Below are 21,667 nucleotides of genomic sequence, written 5' to 3'. Positions count from 1 at the left end.
ATTAAATAATCACTGAATGAAATTCCTCAAAAAACTCCTTAAATGGGTTGCTATTCTATTTGGTTTACTCATAATTACACTTTACGTCACTGATACTGATTATCTTTTAAAAGCTGTAAGAACCATTTATATGAAAGGTCATACAACTGCTTATCTAGAAGATTATAAACATTTTGACAATAAACCTCTAGATACTGGAACACCTCAGCCTTGGCCAAATCACAAAGACTATAACTCAGTAAAAGAAACTGAAACCCTTAAAAATGTTAATGCTCAAAACGGTACGATTGCTTACGTTATTATAAAAAATGACAGTATTTGGTTTGAAAACTATTATGATGGTTTTGATGAAGATTCTAAATCCAACTCTTTTTCTATGGCAAAAAGTTATGTGTCTGCTCTATTAGGAAAAGCGATTATGGATGGTTACATAAAAAATCTTGACCAACCTGTTTGCGATTTTATACCAGAATTTTGTGAAGGCGAAGCTGCAAAAATGACCGTTGGCGACTTATCTAGTATGGCTTCAGGAACCAACTGGGACGAACGTTACTACTCTCCTTTTTCAATAACTACTCGTGCGTATTTTGACGACGATTTAACCAAGGTTATGACAGGTTTAAAAGTAGTTAGAGAACCTGGTACGTCATATAAGTATGCCAGTGGTGATACTCAAATGCTAGCTATTGCAATAGAACGTGCATCTGGAAAAAAATTATATGACTATCTAACCGAAAGTTTTTGGGAACCTTTAGGTAGCGAAAACCAAGCACTTTGGCAAGTAGATAGTGAAGACCACGATTTGGTTAAAGCCTATTGTTGTATAGCAAGTAATGCTAAGGACTTTGCAAGAATGGGTAAATTGTATAAAGACCATGGTAAATGGAATGGGAAGCAGTTATTGGATTCGGCATTTATAGCTAAATCTATTACACCTCGTTTTACTGAAAGCCCAGAGTATGGATATGGATGGTGGTTAAAAACAGTTGGCGATAAACACTTTTTTATGATGCGTGGTCATCTAGGACAATATGTTATTGTTGAACCAAATGACAATGTTATTATAGTTCGTTTAGGACACTCTAAAGGTCCTGGAGATGCTGTGGCATCTTTTACACCTGATATTTCAGCGTATATTGATGAAGCCTATAAAATGTTAGAACAATAAATTATGATTAGTAAACTAAATCTTGAAAACATTCTCTTTTTGGATATTGAAACTGTTCCAGAGACACCTCGTTTTTCAGATTTAGACGATACTAAGCAAGCTCTTTGGGAAGCAAAATCGAGATACCAAAGACAAGACGAATACACTGCTGAAGAATTTTATGATCGCGCAGGAATTTGGTCAGAGTTTGGTAAAATAGTTTGCATATCAGTAGGCTATTTTAAAATGCAAGGAGATGTTAGAACCTTTAGAGTAACCTCTTTTCATGGTGATGAGATCAAAATTTTAAAAGATTTTAAAAACTTATTGATCACTCATTTTAGTCAAAACAAGCATTTGCTTTGTGCTCATAACGGAAAAGAATTTGATTTTCCTTACATAGCAAGACGAATGATTATTCATAATATAGAATTACCTTATAAACTCAACCTTTTTGGGAAAAAACCTTGGGAAGTACCTCACCTAGACACTCTTGAACTTTGGAAATTTGGTGATTACAAAACCTATACTTCTTTAAAGCTTTTAACCAATGTTTTAGGTATTCCTTCGCCTAAGGATGATATTGATGGTAGTGAAGTTTACAGAGTGTATTATGAAGAAAATGATATTGACCGAATTGTCACTTATTGTGAAAAAGATACAATTGCAGTAGCACAAATATTACTTCGATTGCGTGGTGACGAACTGCTGCATGATAACGAGATTATTCACATTTAAAAAATTGTAAAAAATAAAAAAGTCCGAATTTTAAATTCGGACTTTTTTGTTGGTAGACTTATTTTACTCTTTAATAAATCGTTTTACAACAATTTTATCTTCAATAGTAAACCTAACTTGATAAACAGCTCCTTTTAAATTTGAAACGTCAATTTTATTGTTGACTACCTCTCCTTTAGCTACTGTTTGACCAATAGTATTGTAAATTTCATATGCAATATTGTTATGACTAGTTTGAATATTTAACACATTACTTTTTACTGGGTTAGGATACAATTTAATATCATCAAAAACATCTGCTATATCTTCTCCTTTTGAAGTCTCAGTTTTAGCACTTGTTGCTGTTGTTAAGTTAATAGCATCTATTGCTAAATCGGCTTGCCAAGTACTAGCTACAAATCTGTTAAAGCGTAATTGAATACTTTCACCAATATATGCAGATAAGTTTACCGTTTGTGATTGCCAAGAGTTACCTTGATTACCTGATTGACTCCATAGACTAGTCCAACTAGCTCCATTGTCATTACTAACTTCTAAGTCAATAGTTCCCATATCAGCAGCTCCATACATGTGATATTGAAAACTAAACGAAGCTGATACAACTGCACTTAAATCAAAACAAGGTGATGTGATAATTGCTCGTTTATTAGGGTAACCCGTATTTTGACCCGAAGCCTCAACATAGATATAGTAAGACCCTTGAGCAGCACTTGATGGTCCTGTACCACTAGATGGAGTTCCATTTGCATCAACTGTCCAATCTAAATCGTCAGAAGAAGATTGACTCCAAGCTCCAATTGTGTTTTCAAAACTTTCAGAATAAGGATAAGAGCTAATACCACTAACACAACCGTTACCTCCTGTGCTTCCACTTTCAGATAAACTAATATCATCAACAGCAACATCAGCTTGCCATGTTCCGCCTACAAAACGATTAAAACGTAATTGAACTGCTGAACCTACATAACTTGAAAGGTCTATACTAGCAGTTTGCCATGCATTTCCTTGGTTTCCTGATTGATTCCAAATACTACTCCAAGAATTTCCACTATCAGTACTAATTTCTAAATCAAGAGTTCCCATGTCAGCAGCTCCATACATATGATATTTAAAACTAAACGTAGCATCAGATAAACTACTTAAGTCAAAACAAGGTGAGTTTAATATTGCTCGTTGATTTGGATAATTTGGGCTAGAAGCCTCAACATACACATAGTAAGATCCTTGGAAAGCGCTTGAAGGTCCTGTATTGCTTGATGGTGTTCCATTTGCATCTACTGTCCAATCAACATCATCGCTAGTTGATTGTGTCCATGCACCTAAAGTATTTTCAAACCCTTCGGTATAAGGGAAAGACGAAATTCCTCCTGAACAGCCATCAGGTGCTTCGGTTACAGTAACAGTTCTAGTAACTTCTGCAGCGGCATTACCTGCAGCATCACTAACATTATACGTTACTACATAAGTACCAACAGAACTTGTATTTACCACATCTCCTCCAATAACAATATTTGCTGTAATATCGCCATCAACATTATCAGTAGCAGTAGCTCCTAACTCACTATATGTTGAACCCTCAACTAGATTAATTGCTGAAGCTCCATTAAGTGTTATAACAGGCGCAACTGTATCTGGTCCTGAACCTTGAATCACAACTGTATAATCTTCAACTTCACCATAGGTAAACGACTCACATGCAGTTGGAACTCCATTATATTTCATAGACACACGCATTCTTGTTGCGTTTTCTACTGCATTTGTTGGAATAGTAAATGTTCCAGAAACTGGTGTTGTTTGTGTTGGTGATTGTGTCCACACTTGCTCTCCTGCATCATTAAAATCTCCATCTCTATTGTAATCTATCCATACCGAATATGCTTCGTTATAGGTTGTTCCTGTCCAAGTTGGTGTTACAGTAATTGTATATTGACTTCCCTTAGTTAAGGTAGTTGAAATACTTGTAAAATCTGAATAGAACTGAGCTCCTGAGCTATTGTCAATTGTGTTTAGCTGTACTCTACTTATATATTCATCATTTACATTTGAGCTTGTAGATGAACAGTATGTAATCTGTACATCTTGAGTAGTAACATTAACTATATTACTTTGCGAAGACATATTTCCTGCTGCATCTAACGCAGTAACATAAAACGCATACGTTGTACTAGGACTTAACCCTGTTACTTGATAGCTTGTTGAAGGCGTAGATGCTATTAAGCTTCCATCTTGATAAACATTATACGCAGTTACACCTACATTATCTGTTGAAGCATTCCAGCTTAAATCTGTTGATGTATCTGTTGTATTTGATGCAGTCAAACTTGTAGGTGCTGTTGGTGCCTGAGTATCTGGTGGGCTTAAAGTAGTTACATTTGCTGTATTACTAGCACTAGATTGATTACCTGCTAAATCAAAAGCAACCACATAAAATGCATAGGATGTACTCGCTGTTAAACCTGTTACTTGATAGCTTGTACTAGTAACTGTAGCTATTACACTTCCGTCTTGATACACATCATACCCTGAAACACCTACATTATCAGTTGAAGCATTCCAACTTAAGTCTGTTGTAGTTTGAGTTGTATTGGACGCTGTTAAACTTGTTGGTGCAGTTGGTGCTTGGGTATCTGGTTGTACTAACGTTGTTACATTAGCTGTATTACTTTGTGAAGAGGTGTTACTTGCAGCATCAAATGCAGCTACATTAAAACTATACGATGTTTCTGGTGATAAGCCTACAGCTTGATATGTAGTTCCTGAAACTGTTGCAATATTAACTCCGTCTTGGTATACGTAATATCCAGCAACACCAACATTATCTGACGAAGCGCTCCAACTTAAATCTGTTGTGGTTTGTGTTGTATTAGACGCTACTAAATTTGTTGGAACTGTTGGTGCTTGTGTATCTGGTGGGTCTAAGGTAGTTACGTTAGCTGTATTACTATTATTCGATTCATTTCCTTCAGCATCAAAAGCAACCACATAAAACGCATAAGTTGTACTAGCCGTTAATCCTGTAACTTGGTAATTTGTACCAGTAACTGTTGCTATTACACTTCCATCTTGATAGACATCATAACCTGTAACTCCAACATTATCGGTTGAAGCATTCCAGCTTAAATCTGTTGTAGTTTGAGTTGTATTTGAAGCAGTAAGACTAGTTGGTGCACTAGGAGCTTCAACATCTGGTCCTGAACCTTGAATAATAACTGTGTAATCTTCAACTTCACCATAAGTAAACGACTCACATGCAGTTGGAACTCCATTATATTTCATAGACACACGCATTCTTGTTGCGTTTTCTACTGCACTTGTTGGAATAGTAAATGTTCCTGAAACTGGTGTTGTTTGGGTTGGTGATTGTGTCCACACTTGTTCTCCTGCATCATTAAAATCTCCATCTCTATTGTAATCTATCCATACCGAATATGCCTCATTATACACAGTTCCTGTCCATGTTGGTGTTACAGTAATTGTATATTGATTTCCCTTAATTAAGGTAGTTGATATACTAGTAAAATCTGAATAGAACTGAGCTCCTGAGCTATTGTCAATTGTGTTTAGCTGTACTCTACTTATATATTCATCATTTACATTTGAGCTTGTAGATGAACAGTAGTTTAATTGCACATCAGTAGTTGTGAAATTAATAATACTACTATAAGACGATGTAGCGTTATCAGGACAGACACTTCTTAGTCTTGCATCATACTGCGTTAATGTAGCTAAACCAGATAAGTTAGTAGATACTCCATTTACAGATAAGGTTGTCCATGTTGACGCTCCAGTTTCCCTATACTGAACATCGTAAGACGCTCCAGGAACTGCATCCCAGCTTAATGTTGCTGAGTTAGAGCCTATATTTGATGCTGATAACCCAGTTGGAACTGTTGCATTACAAACCACTTGTCCTGCAATTGTAAAATTGCTGTTTGAGATATCAAAAAATATATTATTTGAACCTCTAACCATAACTCTGTTTTGATTTCCTTGGTTATTAGGAACTATAATATCATGTGAACCATCGTTTGGAACACCAGATGCTAACGAAATTGGATAAGTGTCTCCGCCATCAGTGGATAAGAAAATATCAACATTAGCAGTATTAACTCCATTTCCGGTTGTACCTGCAACATCCCAAGTTACGGTTTGAGTTGTACCTGCGTTCCATGTAACATTAGTATTTGGTGAGTTAACCACAAATGGTCCTGCGTTACTGTTTACAGAAACAACCATGTCGTCACTATTATTAGTTCCTCCTCCTATTTGATTATCTCTAACGGTCAATCTAAAATTTAAAGTTCTTGCTACATTAGGTACCGCTTCCCATTGCCACGATGTATTACCTGCTTTTATGGTAGATAATCTTGGAAAGTATCTTTTATTGTCAGTTGTTGGGTTATATGATCTAAACGCAACTCCACTAGTTGCATTAACACTTGGATAAGTTGTAGATGCATTGTTTTCATCATATTGTTCCCAGCAATAGGTTAGTACATCTCCAGAATCAGCATCGGTTGCTGAACCTTCTAATACAAATGGAGTTCCTCTTGGAATAGTATAATTAGCTCCCGCATTTACAACCGGAACAGCATTACCTGTATTTGTATTTGTTTGGCAACTTGTAGATTTAATATAGTCTGTTACCTGCTCAATTGAAACTGCATGGAAATAAGGGTCACTATTTGATTGTACGTCTGTTGCACCTGTAATTCCTGCATAACCCATAATTGTTGAACCACTTCCTGGTTCCATTTGTGCATTTGTGCCTTCATTTCCATTGAAAGTCCAAGTGTGATTTGCCCCAAACTGATGCCCAATTTCATGAGCAACATAATCAATATCAAAAGGATCTCCTTCAGGATCAGTTCGCGATGTAAATGCACTACCTTTTTGACCATTTACACAAACACAACCTATACATCCTGCGTTTCCATTATTAGAAGCTCTTGCAAATAAGTGACCTATATCATAATTAGATTCTCCTATTACACTAGTAAGGGTAGACTGTAACTGACTGTTATAACTTCCATTACTATATGGATCAGTATTAGCGTTTGTATAGATTACGTCGTCATTATTGCCAATTAAAACCATATTAACATTAAAGTCGTTTTCAAAAACACCATTAACTCTAGTCATAGTTGCGTTTATTGCTGCCAATGCTGAAGCCTTTGTACCACCATGATATTGTGTGTACTCTCCAGTAGCAGAAACCGCAAGCCTATACGTTCGTAGTATACCATCATCGGCATTTCTCATAGCCATTTGAGGGTTTTGACCATTTAAACTAGAGTTCATTTGTGCTGTAACTTCACATTCAAAATCATCTGAAAAATCAATTTTATCTGCTCTTTTATAAACTGTATAATATGATAAATCGTCAGTTATAGCTTCAATAAATGTTGCATATTTATCAGCAGCTAATCTCATAGATTGAAAGCCTAAATGAGAAACACTAAATCGTATTGTTAAAGAAGGATCCTCAACACCTTTTCCTATATAAGATTTAATGTTAGGATACTTTGCAGCTAACTCTGGACTAAAGACAGGAGCTTCAAATATTTTAAAGCGTTCGAGTTGTCCTTCAGAATTAGGAAAAGATAAAACAACACTTGATGAATTTAATGAAGAAGACCTTAATGGTGCTCTTTTAAGCGCATGTTTTAAACTTTCAATGTCTAAAACATAGCTATTTGCTCTAGGCAAATTTGCTTTTGAAGGTTTGATCTTTTCACTATTATTAAGTGATTGTTTTTGCCATAAAGATTTGTTTTGAGCCATAGCAATGCTCATACTCATTGTAAAAATGAGCAAAAGTAATTTTACTTTCATCATTTAGGGATTTAAGGGTTATTGATAGCTTTTTTTATTAATTATTTGTTCAAAATAATATTAAAATTCAAAAAATTAACTGTTTTGTTGATAACTTCGTAATAAAAATTGATTTTTACGGTTTTTCCGTAATTCATCACAAGAAATGTCTTACATATTTCAATAAGCTATCTTAAACCTCAATATTTCATCTTAAAATTTGATTACATTTACACATGTCCAAATCAAAATTACTTTCGGTTAACGACTTGTCAATTTCATTTTCTTCAAATTCTGGAGAAAAAGACATAATTAAACACATTTCGTATACGCTTTATGAAAATGAAATTTTAGGAATTGTTGGAGAGTCTGGTTCTGGAAAATCAGTATCTTCTCTAGCTATTTTAGGACTTTTGCCTAATAAAATATCAAAAATAACTTCTGGTGAAATTGTATTTAACAATCTTGATTTAACAAAATTAAAACCAAAAGCTTTTGAACATATTAGAGGCAATGATATTGCTATGATTTTTCAAGAACCAATGAGTTCGTTAAATCCTTCTATGACATGTGGTAAGCAGGTTTCTGAAATTATTTTAAAACATACCACGCTTTCAAAAACTGAAGCTAAAGCAGAAACTTTATCTCTTTTTGAAAAAGTAAAACTGCCATTACCTGAACGTGTGTTTAGCGCATATCCTCATGAAATTTCTGGCGGACAAAAGCAACGTGTAATGATAGCCATGGCTATTGCATGTAAACCTAAAATACTTATAGCTGACGAACCTACAACAGCTCTAGATGTTACTGTTCAAAAAGAAATTATTAAACTCTTAAAAGAGCTTCAAAAAAACGAAGGCATGAGCATTATTTTTATTTCTCATGATCTCGCTTTGGTCTCAGAAATTTCGAACAGAATTGTTGTTATGTACAAGGGCGAAATTGTTGAGCAAGGTGATGTTAATACAGTCTTTAAAACACCTGAACACATTTACACAAAAGCATTAATAAATTCAAAACCTTCATTGGATGTTAGACTGAAAACCCTACCAACCATTAGCGATTTTATTAATAAAACTACTGATTATACAGTTGTATCTACTGAAGAAAGACAAATAACTCATAAGACTATTTATTCAAAACCTCCATTGCTTGAAATAGTTAATTTGGAAAAAGAGTATTTCTCAAAATCTGGATGGTTTTCTAAGCCTACAGTTTTTAAAGCGGTTAATAATGTAAGTTTTAAATTGTACAGTGGAGAAACTTTGGGGCTTGTTGGAGAATCTGGTTGTGGTAAGTCAACATTAGCAAATGCCATTTTATTATTAGACAAAGCATCAGCTGGTAAAATCCTATACAATGGAGTTGACATTAATACCTTATCAAAATCTAAAATCAGAGCTCTTAGAAAAGACATCCAAATTATTTTTCAAGACCCTTATGCTTCGTTAAATCCTAGACTACCTATTGGTAAAGCCATAATGGAACCTATGAAAGTGCATCGTATAGGAACTTCAAATAATGAAAGGAAAGAGAAAGTAATGGACTTGCTAGAAAGGGTTGGTTTAGATAATGATTCTTTTTACAAGTATCCACATGAGTTTTCTGGTGGGCAACGTCAACGAGTAGGTATTGCAAGAGCTATAGCATTACAACCAAAGTTAATTATCTGTGACGAATCGGTTTCGGCTTTAGATATTTCGGTTCAAGCACAGGTATTGAATCTTTTAAACGAGTTGAAAGAAAACTTCAACTTTACATATATTTTCATTTCGCACGACTTATCTGTAGTGAAATATATGTCAGACCAATTAGTGGTTATGAATAAAGGTGAAATAGAAGAAATGAATGATGCTGATGAAATTTACAACTCTCCTCAGAAAGAGTACACAAAAAAATTAATTCATGCCATCCCAAAAGGGTTATAGCATGAATATTTTTTTGGTTAACGCTAAGATGTTTCTCATTAATCTTAACGTGCTTTGAAAGGTTGAAAAAATCTTGCTTTCAAAAAAAGTAGGTCTTGGTAGATTTGGGGCTACATTTTTCATAAGTAGAAATTTATGATAGATTTGGGGAAAATCATAAATTAAGTTTATGACAGATTTGGTTAATTATTTAGTTTCGATTTGGTTTTGCTAATATGAAATAAACTTTTGAATAAATCGGCTTAAATACATAAAAAATCGATAAAAAGCATAAATTTTTAACATTTAAGCGATTGTCTGAAGATTTTTCTTACAAATATAGGTTGTAAAAAAATAAAGCCACTTAAAAAAGTGGCTCAATTTATTATAATTTATATTGAATTTTAAACGTCCATTTCAGGAATATCTCCTTCAACAATTAAACGACCTTCGGTTGCATTTTTAATAGCTTCAACCGAAACACCTGGAGCTCTTTCTAAAAGTTTAAAACCGTCATCAGTTACTTCCAAAACAGCCATATTGGTCACAATCTTTTTTACACATCCCACTCCTGTTAGTGGTAATGAACATTTTTTTAGAAGTTTAGATTCACCTACTTTATTAGTATGCATCATTGCTACAATAATATTTTCGGCACTTGCAACAAGATCCATTGCGCCTCCCATACCTTTTACCATACGTCCAGGAATTTTCCAATTGGCTATATCTCCATTCTCAGCAACTTCCATAGCACCAAGTATTGTTAAATGAACGTGCTTACCTCTAATCATTGAAAAACTAGTAGCAGAGTCAAAAAAACTAGCTCCTGGTAGTGTGGTGATAGTTTGCTTTCCAGCGTTTATAATATCAGCATCTTCATCGCCTTCAAAAGGAAAAGGACCCATACCTAAAACACCATTTTCACTTTGAAATTCAACCTCAATATCATCTCTTACATAATTGGCAACTAAAGTTGGTATTCCAATACCAAGGTTTACATAGTAACCATCTTGCACCTCTTTTGCTATGCGTTTTGCAATTCCGTTTTTGTCTAACATAATTAATCTCTTTGTCTTACTGTGCGTTGCTCAATTCGTTTTTCATAGTCTTTTCCTTGGAAAATGCGCTGTACAAAAATTCCAGGGATATGTATTTGGTTTGGATCCAATTCTCCAATAGGTACTAGCTCTTCAACCTCAGCCACAGTTATTTTGGCTGCACCACACATTACTGGGTTAAAGTTTCTTGCTGTACCTTTAAAAATTAAGTTACCAGCCTCATCACCTTTCCAAGCTTTTACAAAAGCAAAATCGGCTTCAAAGGCTTGTTCTAGCACATACATTTTTCCATTAAACTCTCTTGTTTCCTTGCCTTCTGCAACTTCGGTTCCATAACCTGCAGGAGTGTAAAATGCAGGAAAACCAGATTGAGCAGCTCTACAACGTTCAGCTAAAGTGCCTTGAGGAATAAGCTCAACTTCGAGTTCTCCAGTTAGCATTTGGCGTTCAAACTCATCGTTTTCTCCTACATAAGAAGACACCATTTTTTTTATTTGATGTTTTTGAAGTAATAATCCCAATCCAAAATCGTCAACACCTGCATTGTTAGAAATACAAGTCACACCTTTTACATTGCGTTTAACCAATTCAGAAATACTGTTTTCAGGAATACCACAAAGCCCAAAACCACCAAGCATAAATGTCATATTATCAGAAACACCTTTGAGTGCTTCTGTGACATCTGCAACTTTTTTATTTATCATTTTTAAGAATATTTTCTACCGAAAAATACAAAATAAAAAAGCCATTCTAAAATGAATGGCTTTTGATTTTTTTAAAAGTTTATGACTCCATCTAAATCCTCATCAATGGACTGACTTGCACCTTCATCGGGTTGATAATTGTCACAATCAACTTGTATGGATAACTCATTAGGTTTTTCAAAATTACCTTTAGAAATTCCTAGCTCAGGATTTTCATAACAACTCTTCATATACAATCCCCAAATTGGCAATGCCATAGACGCTCCTTGACCATAGGTAATGGTTCTAAAGTGAGCTGCTCTATCTTCGGCACCAACCCAAACACCTGTTACTAAATTTGGGACCATTCCCATAAACCAACCATCACTTTGGTTTTGTGTAGTTCCTGTTTTTCCAGCAATTGGGTTATCAAATCCATAAGGATAACCTGTGATTATTTCTTTATATACTTGAGTATTTCCTGCCCAAGTATGTCTTAATCTAGTACCCGAACCACCTTGGGTAACTCCTTCCATAAGATTAACAGTTACATAGGCTACTTCTTCACTTAAAACGTCTTTAGACTCTGGAGTAAACTGAAATAATACTGTGCCATTTTTATCTTCTATTCTGGTCACCAAAACAGGCTTGTTATAAACTCCTTTATTTGCAAAGGTTGAGTATGCTGCAACCATTTCATAAACACTTAAATCTGGTGTTCCTAATGCAATTGCAGGTACTGGTAAAATCTCTTCTTCAACGCCTAAGTTTTTTGCCATATCAATAACTGGTTGCGGACCAACTTTATCCATTAGTCTTGCAGTAATAGTATTTGTAGAATTGGCTAAAGCGTTCTTTAATGTTTTAAAACCTCCATATTTTCCATCAGAATTTTTAGCAGTCCAAGGCTCTGGATTTCCATACTTATTTGCTTCAATTGTAATTTGGGTATTTGGAAGCGTGTCACAAGGTGAAAGGTGCAATTGGTCAATTGCTGTAGCATATACAAAAGGCTTAAAAGTTGAACCTACTTGACGCTTTCCTTGTTTTACATGGTCATACTGAAAGTGTTTATAATTAACTCCTCCAACCCATGCTTTTACATGTCCTGTTTGAGGATCCATAGACATCATACCTGTATGCAAAAATGATTTGTAGTAACGCATAGAGTCTATTGGTTTCATGATGGTATCAATTTCTCCTTTCCATGAAAACACTTCCATTTGGGTAGGTTTATCAAAAGACTCGATAATTTCTTTATCAGATTTTTTCAAATCATACTTCATGTGTCTCCATCGTTCTGACTGACGCATACTACGTTTCATTAAAGCATCAATCTCATCCAAATCTAATTCTAAAAAAGGAGCTGTTGGGTTTCTATCTGGTGTGTTTTGATGGTCAAATTCAGCTTGCAGCCTTGGCATGTGCTTTTGCACAGCGTCTTCGGCATACTGTTGCATTCTAGAATCTATTGTGGTATAAATTTTTAATCCGTCGTTGTATAAACTCCACTTTTCACCGTCTGGTTTTGGATTATCTTTAATCCACTGCTTCATAAAATCCCTTAAGTATTCTCTAAAGTAAGTCGCTATTCCTGCATTGTGGGTTTCTGGAGTGTAATCTAAATCTAATTCTGTTTTTTGTAATGAGTCCTTTACTGTTTCATCAATAAACTCATATTTATTCATTTGAGCTAAGACTACATTACGTCTATTTTTAACTCCAACAGGATTTCGCCTAGGATTGTACAATGATGAGTTTTTGAACATTCCTACCAACATTGCAGACTCTTTAAGGTTTAAGTCTTGTGGCTCTTTTCCAAAATAAATTCTTGATGCACTTCTTATACCATCAGCATTATTACCAAAATCATAAATATTGAAGTATTGAGCGATGATTTCTTCTTTAGTATATTGACGTTCTAATCTTGTAGCAATTATCCATTCTTTAGCTTTTTGCAATACACGCTCTATAATGTTTTTTGAACCTTCTCCATGAAATAACTGTTTCGCTAATTGCTGCGAAATTGTACTTGCTCCTCCTCCACTTCCAAGTTTTATTGCAGCTCTTAATGTTCCTCTAGCATCAATTCCTGAATGGTCATAAAAACGCGCATCTTCGGTTGCAATTAAAGCATCAACCAAGTTTTTTGGTAGCTCGCTATAATCAACAGGTGTACGGTTGTCGTCAAAATAGAATTTACCTAGGGTTTTTCCGTCAGAAGAAATAATTTCGGTTGCTAAATTTGTTTTAGGGTTTTCTAAAACCGTATGATCAGGCATTTCACCAAAAACGCCCCAAGATGCTAATAGAAATATTAAACCTATTGAAAGGATTCCTCCTAAAAATACGATCCAAAACCAACGTATATACTTTGAGAAATCGTTCGTTTCTTGCTTTTTTGAAGCTGCTTTTTTAGCCATAATCAATTAGTATTTGAATGTTCTATTCTAAATCCTACTTCAGTAATTCCCTCTAGATTTTCTACTCCATCAACTTTACCGTTTTCTCTCATTGCTTGCTGAATTTTAACCGTATATTCTCCTACTTCATTAAATACAAATGGTTTTTCATAACCTTTATACCAAAGTTTATTTTCTTTAACATCGGTAAATCCTTTTCCTAAAAAAGTGCCATCTGGAGCAGTCATATCATACTCTAGAGTATCTTTTTGAACCTTACCGTTTGGGTAGTTCATTTCAACAATAAGAAATAAATTACTGTACTTATAACTATTGTTGTTTCTTAAATTAAGAAATAAATTATAAGTATTGGTTGAATCTGGAGGTGTTACATTAAACGAAACTAATGAGTCTTTATTCCATTGGTTAGGTACAGTTTGGTACTCATCAAAAACAAGGTTAGAATCGCATGAGTAACAAAGGATACTCATTATAAGTGCAATACAACTATTTTTTAGCATTATTTCGAGACTTGTTATTTCGTTTTTGTTTCCCTCTATTATTTCTACGTTTCTTTTTGCGTTTTGGACTATCAAAGCGTGTTAAACTATCTTGACCAACAACGTTTTCAAAAGCAACTTTAGTATCTTCAAGTAGTTCAACCGCATATTCTTCAAGGCTTGCAACCTTTTGCTTTTTCTTATTTTTTTCTATGATTTCATTAGCTTGGTCAGTAGTGAGCTTATGCCAATTCATCCATTCGCCTTCATAGGCATACCACATATGACCTTTAAAAATATCAGTTTTTTGACAAACCGCTGTTCCTTTTTCTGTATGAAGTTTAATTTCAGTTTTAGGAAATTGTTTAAGCGCTTCTAGATAAGCGTCTAATTCATAGTTTAAGCAGCATTTTAACTTTCCGCATTGTCCTGCTAATTTTAATGGATTAAGCGACAACTGTTGGTAACGTGCTGCTGAAGTACTTACAGACCTAAAATCTGTCAACCAAGTTGAGCAGCATAATTCTCTACCACAAGAGCCAATACCACCAAGTCTTGCAGCTTCTTGACGAAAACCTACTTGCTTCATCTCAATACGTGTTCTAAACTCTTTAGCAAATACTTTTATAAGTTCTCTAAAGTCTACACGCTCTTCAGCAGTATAGTAAAACGTAGCTTTACTGGCATCTCCTTGATATTCAATATCAGAGATTTTCATTTTTAGCTTTAAGTCAATCGCAAACTGTCTTGCTTTAACTTTCATAGCTTCTTCTTTATCTCTTGCAGAAGACCAAACATCAATATCTTTTTGGTTGGCTTTGCGGTAAATTTTTAAGACTTCTTCTTCGTCATTAATGTCAACCTTTTTTCGCTTCATTTGAATTCTTACCAATTCTCCTGTAAGCGTTACCATACCTATATCATGTCCTGACTTAGCTTGAGTAGCAACTATGTCTCCAATACTTAATGTTAAGTTCTCAGTGTTTTTATAATATTGCTTTCTTCCATTTTTAAACCTAACCTCAACACCAATAAAAGGTTCTTCTCCATTAGGTAAAGACATATTCGCCAACCAATCAAAAACAGTTAGTTTATTGCAGCTATCTGTTCCGCATGTTCCATTATTCTTACATCCTTTTGGTTGACCATCTTTACCAGTTGAGCAACTGTTACAAGCCATATTTTTGATATATATATTGATTCTGAAAAACACGTTCTTCAGAAGGAAATTAAAAAATCGTTTAAGTTGTAAATATAAGATTATTATATCGACTTAAAAAGCACTATTTAACCGAGTTTTAATTAAACTCAATTTCATAGTTAAGTCTATTAGACAGTGACTTAAGTTGTTTTTTAGACCTAAAAATATTTGAAAACAGTGTTTGACTCCAGTTTATTTGTTTGGAAAACTCATTAAAACTTACTTCTCTCCAATTAAAGCCTTCTTTCCAAAACTTTTGAGGCGAAATGTAGCAAAATGTATAGTCAAACACAAAGCTAGATTGATTTTCAGAATTTAAACCCGTTAGTGTATTAGGTGCTAATAGAGTTATGTTATTTGTTTTACAAACCTCTTTTATGCTAGCTATTACCTCAGGATAGTCCTGAGTTAATGACGAAATGTCAAAATCATTATACTCTGTATTTCCTATTTTTTGAATAGGTCGTATTTGAAGAATATCAAAACTATTTGGATTAAAGTGATTGAAAAACTCTTTTAGCTCGTAAAAATTGTCTTTATTGAATGTATAATTAATTCGAACCTTAAAATTATATTTAGTTTTCAACTTAGCAAAAGCCTTAAATGCATTGTGAAACTTTTCATAGCTGGCTTTTTTCATAAAGCCTTCATAGGTTTCTTTAGTGACTCCATGCAATGAAATAGTAAACTCATTTAAGCCTGCTTTAACAAGTTCTTCAATCTTTTCTTCGGTCAATAAATTCGCATTTGTAGTTAACGAAATATAAGGTACATTATATTGTTTACCCAATGCTACAATTTTTGGTAAATCCTTAAAAAGTGTTGGTTCGGTTCCACAACCTATTTGAAGTTTTAAAGCTCTATTAAAAATTGTGTCTGCGACAAGCTTTAAGTCTTCTTCCTTAAATTGGCCTTTAAGAGTTTTTACATAGTCGGCATCTGTAAAATAGCACATTTTACAACGTAAATTACATGCCATTACAGGGTCTAAATTGACAGCCAAATAACGTTTGTTAAGCTTATGCAACAAATAGATCCAAAAAAATTTTATTCTATGATCTTCAATTTTTCTGTTAAGTTGTAAAAGCCTATACGTATTCATTTATACTTTTTTGCCTATAGTCTCAAAAATATTGCGCAAATCTTTTTTAAACGGTAAATGGTCTGCTCTTCCTTTTTTGAAAATATCATTGCTATTGCCTTGTCCTTTACGTAATGCTTTTTGTTCTTCATGTGGTAAACGGTTTATTTCCATACATGTTGTAGAGCAGCAGTTTTCCATTTTTTCTTTACAAGCATCACATTGAATAAATAGTAAATGACAAGCTTCATTAGCACAGTTAGTGTGCATATCAGCAGGTTCACCACACTGATGGCATTGCGCTATAACATCATCACTTATACGTTCTGAACGTCTTTGATCAAACACAAAATTTTTACCAATAAACTTATTTTCAAGCCCTTTTTCTTCAACTTGTCTTACATAATTTATAATACCGCCTTCTAACTGATAGACTTGCTTAAAGCCTTTATGTTTGTAATATGCACTAGCTTTTTCACATCTAATTCCACCAGTACAATACATCACTAGCTTTTTATCTTCCTTGTGCTCTCTTAAATCTTCTTCTATTAGGTCTAAAGATTCTCTAAAGGTATCCACATCTGGAGTAATGGCATTTTTAAAATGTCCTATTTCACTTTCGTAGTGGTTACGCATGTCTACCAAAACAGTATTAGGGTCTTCAATAAGCTCGTTAAACTTTTCAGCTTCAACATGAACTCCTTTATCAGTAACATCAAAAGTATTGTCGTTTAATCCATCAGCTACAATTTTGTCGCGCACTTTTACCTTCAGCTTTAAAAACGCATAATTATCGTGTTCAATTGCAATGTTTAAACGCACGTTTTCAAGAAAAGTGATGGTATCTAAATGCGTTTTAAAAGCATCAAAATTATCTGCAGGAACAGAAAGTTGTGCGTTAATACCTTCGTGTGCAACATAAATTCTTCCCAAGACGTCAAGATCGTCCCAAGCTAAAAACATGTGATTTCTAAAAAGTTGAGTGTTGCCAATTTTGGCATATTTGTAGAAAGAGATCGTTAAGCGTTCTTTTCCCGCTTTTTCAATAAGTTCTGCTCTTTCTTTAGCACTTAAGTTATTGTACAGTTGCATGCTATACTATTTTTTTAAGGTTAAAGATTAATTTTAGGCAAAGGTACTATTTTTTAAGGATTAGCCTTATTAAAATGCAAAAAGCACTTTATGGTTTTCATAAAGTGCTTTTAGTAGACTAACTCGTTATTAATATTTTTTCATTTAAAAATCCAAAATATAACACGAGTTAACCTCCATCGGCTTTACAGTTGCTATTTATATGTATAGCAACTGAAACACCTAATGCATTGTTTACAATTGTTTTTTTAAAGAATTTCATAGCAAGATTTCCCTTAATTATTAAGTAGATGCAAAAAGTGTAAAAAGGTTGCGTCGTATGATTGAAAAAAATCAAAAGTTATCGTATTTTAGCATGATTAATTTAAGAAAAACACTGTGTAGATGAGTACTGAAAAAGACGCTAAATTAAAAGCACTTAAGCTTACTTTAGATAAACTAGATAAAGCCTATGGAAAAGGGACTGTAATGAAAATGAGTGACCAAGCTGTTGCGGATGTTGATTCTATCCCTTCTGGTTCATTAGGGCTTGACATTGCATTAGGAGTTGGTGGTTATCCAAGAGGTAGAATTATTGAAATTTATGGTCCGGAATCTTCTGGTAAAACAACCTTAACGTTACATGCTATTGCTGAAGCTCAAAAATCTGGAGGTATTGCTGCTTTTATTGATGCTGAGCATGCTTTTGATAGATTTTACGCTGAAAAATTAGGTGTTGACTTAGAAAATCTAATCATTTCTCAACCAGACAATGGTGAACAAGCACTTGAAATTGCCGACAACTTAGTGCGTTCTGGAGCTATTGATATTATAGTAATTGATTCTGTTGCTGCTCTTACACCTAAAAGTGAAATTGAAGGTGAAATGGGTGACTCTAAAATGGGACTACACGCACGATTAATGTCTCAAGCACTTAGAAAACTCACAGGCTCTATCAGTAAGACTAATTGTACAATGATTTTCATTAACCAATTACGTGAAAAAATTGGTGTTATGTTTGGAAACCCTGAAACTACAACTGGTGGTAACGCTTTAAAATTCTATGCCTCAGTTAGATTAGACATTAGACGCTCTACTCAAATTAAAGAATCTGACGGAAATGTTTCTGGTAATAAAACACGAGTTAAAGTGGTTAAAAATAAAGTAGCTCCACCGTTTAAAACTGCTGAATTTGATATTATGTATGGAGAAGGAGTTTCAAAAGTTGGTGAAATCTTGGATATTGCTGTTGAACATGAAATTATAAAGAAAAGCGGTTCGTGGTTTAGTTATGATGACACCAAACTAGGTCAAGGTAGAGATGCTGTAAAAAACCTAATTAAAGACAATCCTGAACTTATGGATGAACTCGAAGAGAAAGTTAGGAATACTATTAAAGAAGCTAATTAAAACTTAAAAATCCCTTAAAACGGGATTTTTTTTATTTTTTAACGCAACCTTTTTACACTTTATGTATCTACCTTTTGAAAAAGGTATTACCCAAAACCAAATTTAACTATGAAAAAAATATTATTTCTATTTGTTTTTATCCTATCACTAACGTCATGTTCGTTAGAAGATGATGCTCCCTCATTTTACTATGAGATATTACCTGTAGAGAGTGTGGATATGCCAGAAGAATTTGTATTAGGTGAAACTTACACAATATATGTAAGCTACTACAAACCATCAGGCTGTTATGTGTTTAATGACTTTTATTACGATAGTGAGTTAAACCAACGAACTATTGCTGTCATAAACACAGTATACCCAGAGCAAAGCTGTACCCAATCAGCTACTTTAGAGGAAGTATCCTTTAACTTTATGGTAAACAGCAATGGTAATTATGTGTTTAGATTTTGGCAAGGTGAAGACGAAAATGGTAACGATTTGTACTACATAGTAGAAATTCCTGTTGTTGAGTAATTAATTTGGACTAACTAATACCTTTATAATGTGAGTTTAGAGCAACTCATAGAACATTGTAAAAAAAATGATACTAAAGCTCAAAGTCAACTATATAAGCTCTATTCGAGCAAACTATTTTCGCTTTGTCTTAAGTACTCAAGAAATTATGTAGAGGCAGAAGACAATCTGCAAGATGCTTTTGTGACTATTTTCAACAAAATATCACAATATAAAAGTAAAGGTTCTTTAGAAGGCTGGATGAAACGAATAACTATTAACACTGCGTTACAAAGGTATAGAAGTGTTGGTGTTTTTGATATTGTTAATGAAGAGCAAATTGAAGATGTTAGTGTAGAAATTGATGAAGACGCAGTAACTATTGACTTTTTACTAAGCATTATTCAAGAGTTACCAGATCGTTATAGGTTAGTATTTAACCTTTATGCTCTAGACGGTTATTCGCATAAAGAAATAGCAGAGATGCTAAACATATCAACAGGAACCTCAAAATCTAATCTTGCCAGAGCACGATTGATTTTAAAAGAAAAGATTGAACAATACAAGGCGAGCATAAACTCGCAAACATTATAATGAGTGAAAAAAAGAACATAGACAGACTTTTTCAGGAGAAGCTCAAAAACTTTGAAGCCACTCCTAATGATGCTGTATGGGAAAACATTCAGGCTAACTTAAATAATAAAAAACGTAAACGCAGAGTTATTCCTATTTGGTGGAAAGTTGCAGGTGTTGCAGCATTTTTAGTGCTGTTATTTACTGTAGGTAATAGTATCTTGTCAGATTCTAGCACTACAAACACACCTTCTGAAATTGTAGATACTGAAACTCCTAATGGAGCTTCAAACAACGAAGATTCTAACAAAGACAATAGTAATTTTGAAAACAACAGCACCTCAATAAGTAATACCTCTGAAGTTGCAAATGAAAACACCAGTACTTTTGAAGAAGATAAAAATAAAACATCAAAAGTTATAAGTGATAACTCATCAAATTCAACATCTAAAGTAGCAAGCTCCAACACTACCAAAGACATCAATTATAAAACTCAAGAAAATCAAAAGCATTTTTCTAAAAATCAAAACAACCCAACTACCAATCCAAATAAAGCAACTACAGTTGCCCAAAATGATACTAAATCATCAAATAGCAATCAAAAGCCTGAAAGCCATTTGAAAAACAAAGAAGACTTAGATAATCTTATAAAAGGAGCTAAAGATTCTGAAACGACTGTTGCTCAATCATCAACTAAGGACAATAATAGTGATACAGCAGAGGACAATGATCCTAAAACTAATGCTATAGATGAAGAAAACGAAAATACAGAAGACAAAACTATAGAAGACGCTATTGCTGAAGCTAATAATACAAATGAAGAAGAAAAAGAAGAATCGAAACTAAGCAGGTGGAACATTTCTCCAAATGTGGCGCCTGTTTATTTCAATTCACTAGGTAAAGGTTCAGCTATTGACGAGCAGTTTGTGGACAACTCAAAAACTGGTGAAATCAGCATGAGTTATGGTATTAACGGTAGCTATGCGTTTAACGATAAACTAAAAGTAAGAGTTGGTGTAAATAAAGTAGATTTAGGTTATGGCACAAACAATGTTATTGCCTACCAAAACATTGACTCTATGAGTGCTAGGTTAAGCAATGTAAAACTTAACAACAGTGCCTCTAACAATACACTAATAAGCGCTCAAAGTTTAAACAATGTTCACTCACCAGAACTTATAAAAGCTCAAGCAAATAGTTCCATCGATCAGCAATTTGGGTTTATAGAAGTTCCTATTGAACTGGAGTATACATTGTTAAATAAAAAGGTAGGAATTAATGTTATTGGTGGTTTCAGTACGTTGTTTGTAAACAAAAATGAAATTTATGCTGTTAATGAAAATGGTAGAACTCTTATAGGTGAAGCTACTAATATAAAAGACATGAGTTATAGTGCCAATTTTGGATTAGGAATGAACTATAACTTATCAGAAAAAGTAAAAATAAATCTTGAACCTATGTTCAAGTACCAAATAAATACGTTCTCTAACAGTTCAGGCGATTTTCAACCTTACTTTATTGGCGTATATACAGGTTTAAGTTATAAGTTTTAGGTTTTTTTAGTTGGTTAGATTAGTTATTGCAAAC

15 protein-coding genes are annotated in these 21,667 nt (G+C 33.9%); 7 read left to right on the top strand and 8 right to left on the bottom strand.

Translation table 11 applies throughout. From position 1 onward, the window contains the following. The first annotated feature begins 16 nt into the window (after positions 1-16). Both A8975_RS01200 and A8975_RS01195 read left to right on the top strand, forming a co-directional pair. Positions 17-1,168 (top strand): serine hydrolase domain-containing protein, encoded by a 1,152-nt coding sequence (locus tag A8975_RS01200; protein ID WP_134198390.1) that lies wholly within the window; start codon positions 17-19, stop codon positions 1,166-1,168. 3 nt (positions 1,169-1,171) lie between these two features. Beyond that, positions 1,172-1,885: a 3'-5' exonuclease gene (locus A8975_RS01195; protein ID WP_134198389.1), complete on the top strand. Its 714-nt coding sequence runs from the start codon at positions 1,172-1,174 to the stop codon at positions 1,883-1,885. Between the two features lie 63 nt (positions 1,886-1,948). Here A8975_RS01195 and A8975_RS14610 read toward each other — a convergent pair whose 3' ends face one another. After that, positions 1,949-7,723, bottom strand: a complete 5,775-nt coding sequence (locus A8975_RS14610; protein WP_134198388.1) for a reprolysin-like metallopeptidase — start codon at positions 7,721-7,723, stop codon at positions 1,949-1,951. Positions 7,724-7,935: 212 nt separating this feature from the next. On the opposite strand from A8975_RS14610, the gene A8975_RS01185 reads away from it, so the two are divergent. Beyond that, a complete protein-coding gene (locus A8975_RS01185) occupies positions 7,936-9,627 on the top strand; it encodes an ABC transporter ATP-binding protein (RefSeq protein WP_134198387.1) in 1,692 nt (563 codons plus the stop codon). A 383-nt stretch (positions 9,628-10,010) separates the two neighbouring features. Here the strand turns inward: A8975_RS01185 and A8975_RS01180 are convergent, their stop codons facing one another. The 7 genes from A8975_RS01180 to A8975_RS01150 all read right to left on the bottom strand — a co-directional run bounded on the left by A8975_RS01180 (position 10,011) and on the right by A8975_RS01150 (position 17,623). Further along, positions 10,011-10,664 (bottom strand): 3-oxoacid CoA-transferase subunit B, encoded by a 654-nt coding sequence (locus tag A8975_RS01180; RefSeq protein ID WP_134198386.1) that lies wholly within the window; start codon positions 10,662-10,664, stop codon positions 10,011-10,013. A 2-nt stretch (positions 10,665-10,666) separates the two neighbouring features. Further along, positions 10,667-11,368 carry a CoA transferase subunit A gene (locus tag A8975_RS01175; protein WP_134198385.1) on the bottom strand — a complete coding sequence of 234 codons (702 nt, stop codon included), beginning with the start codon at positions 11,366-11,368 and terminating at the stop codon, positions 10,667-10,669. A gap of 71 nt (positions 11,369-11,439) precedes the next feature. Next, the gene (locus A8975_RS01170; RefSeq protein ID WP_131506326.1) at positions 11,440-13,770 is read right to left on the bottom strand and encodes a penicillin-binding protein 1A; all 2,331 of its coding nucleotides are present in this window, start codon (positions 13,768-13,770) and stop codon (positions 11,440-11,442) included. A 2-nt stretch (positions 13,771-13,772) separates the two neighbouring features. Then, positions 13,773-14,270, bottom strand: a complete 498-nt coding sequence (locus tag A8975_RS01165) for a gliding motility lipoprotein GldH (protein ID WP_131506327.1) — start codon at positions 14,268-14,270, stop codon at positions 13,773-13,775. Beyond that, entirely contained in the window at positions 14,257-15,429 is a 1,173-nt protein-coding gene (locus A8975_RS01160) for a stage 0 sporulation family protein (protein WP_129759716.1), read from the bottom strand. Before A8975_RS01160 ends, A8975_RS01165 begins: the two co-directional genes overlap by 14 nt. 118 nt (positions 15,430-15,547) lie before the next feature. Continuing rightward, positions 15,548-16,552, bottom strand: a complete 1,005-nt coding sequence (locus A8975_RS01155; RefSeq protein WP_131506328.1) for a radical SAM protein — start codon at positions 16,550-16,552, stop codon at positions 15,548-15,550. Next, positions 16,553-17,623: a rhodanese-related sulfurtransferase gene (locus tag A8975_RS01150; protein ID WP_131506329.1), complete on the bottom strand. Its 1,071-nt coding sequence runs from the start codon at positions 17,621-17,623 to the stop codon at positions 16,553-16,555. Between the two features lie 384 nt (positions 17,624-18,007). Here A8975_RS01150 and recA point away from each other — a divergent pair, with 384 nt between their 5' ends. From recA to A8975_RS01130, 4 genes are all read left to right on the top strand, one after another. Next, complete coding sequence (gene recA, locus A8975_RS01145; RefSeq protein ID WP_131506330.1) at positions 18,008-19,012, top strand: recombinase RecA; 1,005 nt, start codon at positions 18,008-18,010, stop codon at positions 19,010-19,012. A 108-nt stretch (positions 19,013-19,120) separates the two neighbouring features. Next, complete coding sequence (locus A8975_RS01140) at positions 19,121-19,528, top strand: membrane lipoprotein lipid attachment site-containing protein (protein ID WP_134198384.1); 408 nt, start codon at positions 19,121-19,123, stop codon at positions 19,526-19,528. 30 nt (positions 19,529-19,558) lie between these two features. Then, positions 19,559-20,101, top strand: a complete 543-nt coding sequence (locus tag A8975_RS01135) for an RNA polymerase sigma factor (protein WP_129759721.1) — start codon at positions 19,559-19,561, stop codon at positions 20,099-20,101. Further along, a complete protein-coding gene (locus tag A8975_RS01130; RefSeq protein WP_134198383.1) occupies positions 20,101-21,633 on the top strand; it encodes a hypothetical protein in 1,533 nt (510 codons plus the stop codon). The genes A8975_RS01135 and A8975_RS01130 overlap by 1 nt, the downstream gene beginning before the upstream one ends. Positions 21,634-21,667: the final 34 nt, after the last annotated feature.

Source organism: Meridianimaribacter flavus (genome assembly GCF_004366715.1).
Classification (GTDB): Bacteria; Bacteroidota; Bacteroidia; order Flavobacteriales; family Flavobacteriaceae; genus Gaetbulibacter_B; species Gaetbulibacter_B jejuensis.
Note: the sequence above shows the minus strand (reverse complement) of the source record. Positions and strands in the feature narration are given on the sequence as shown.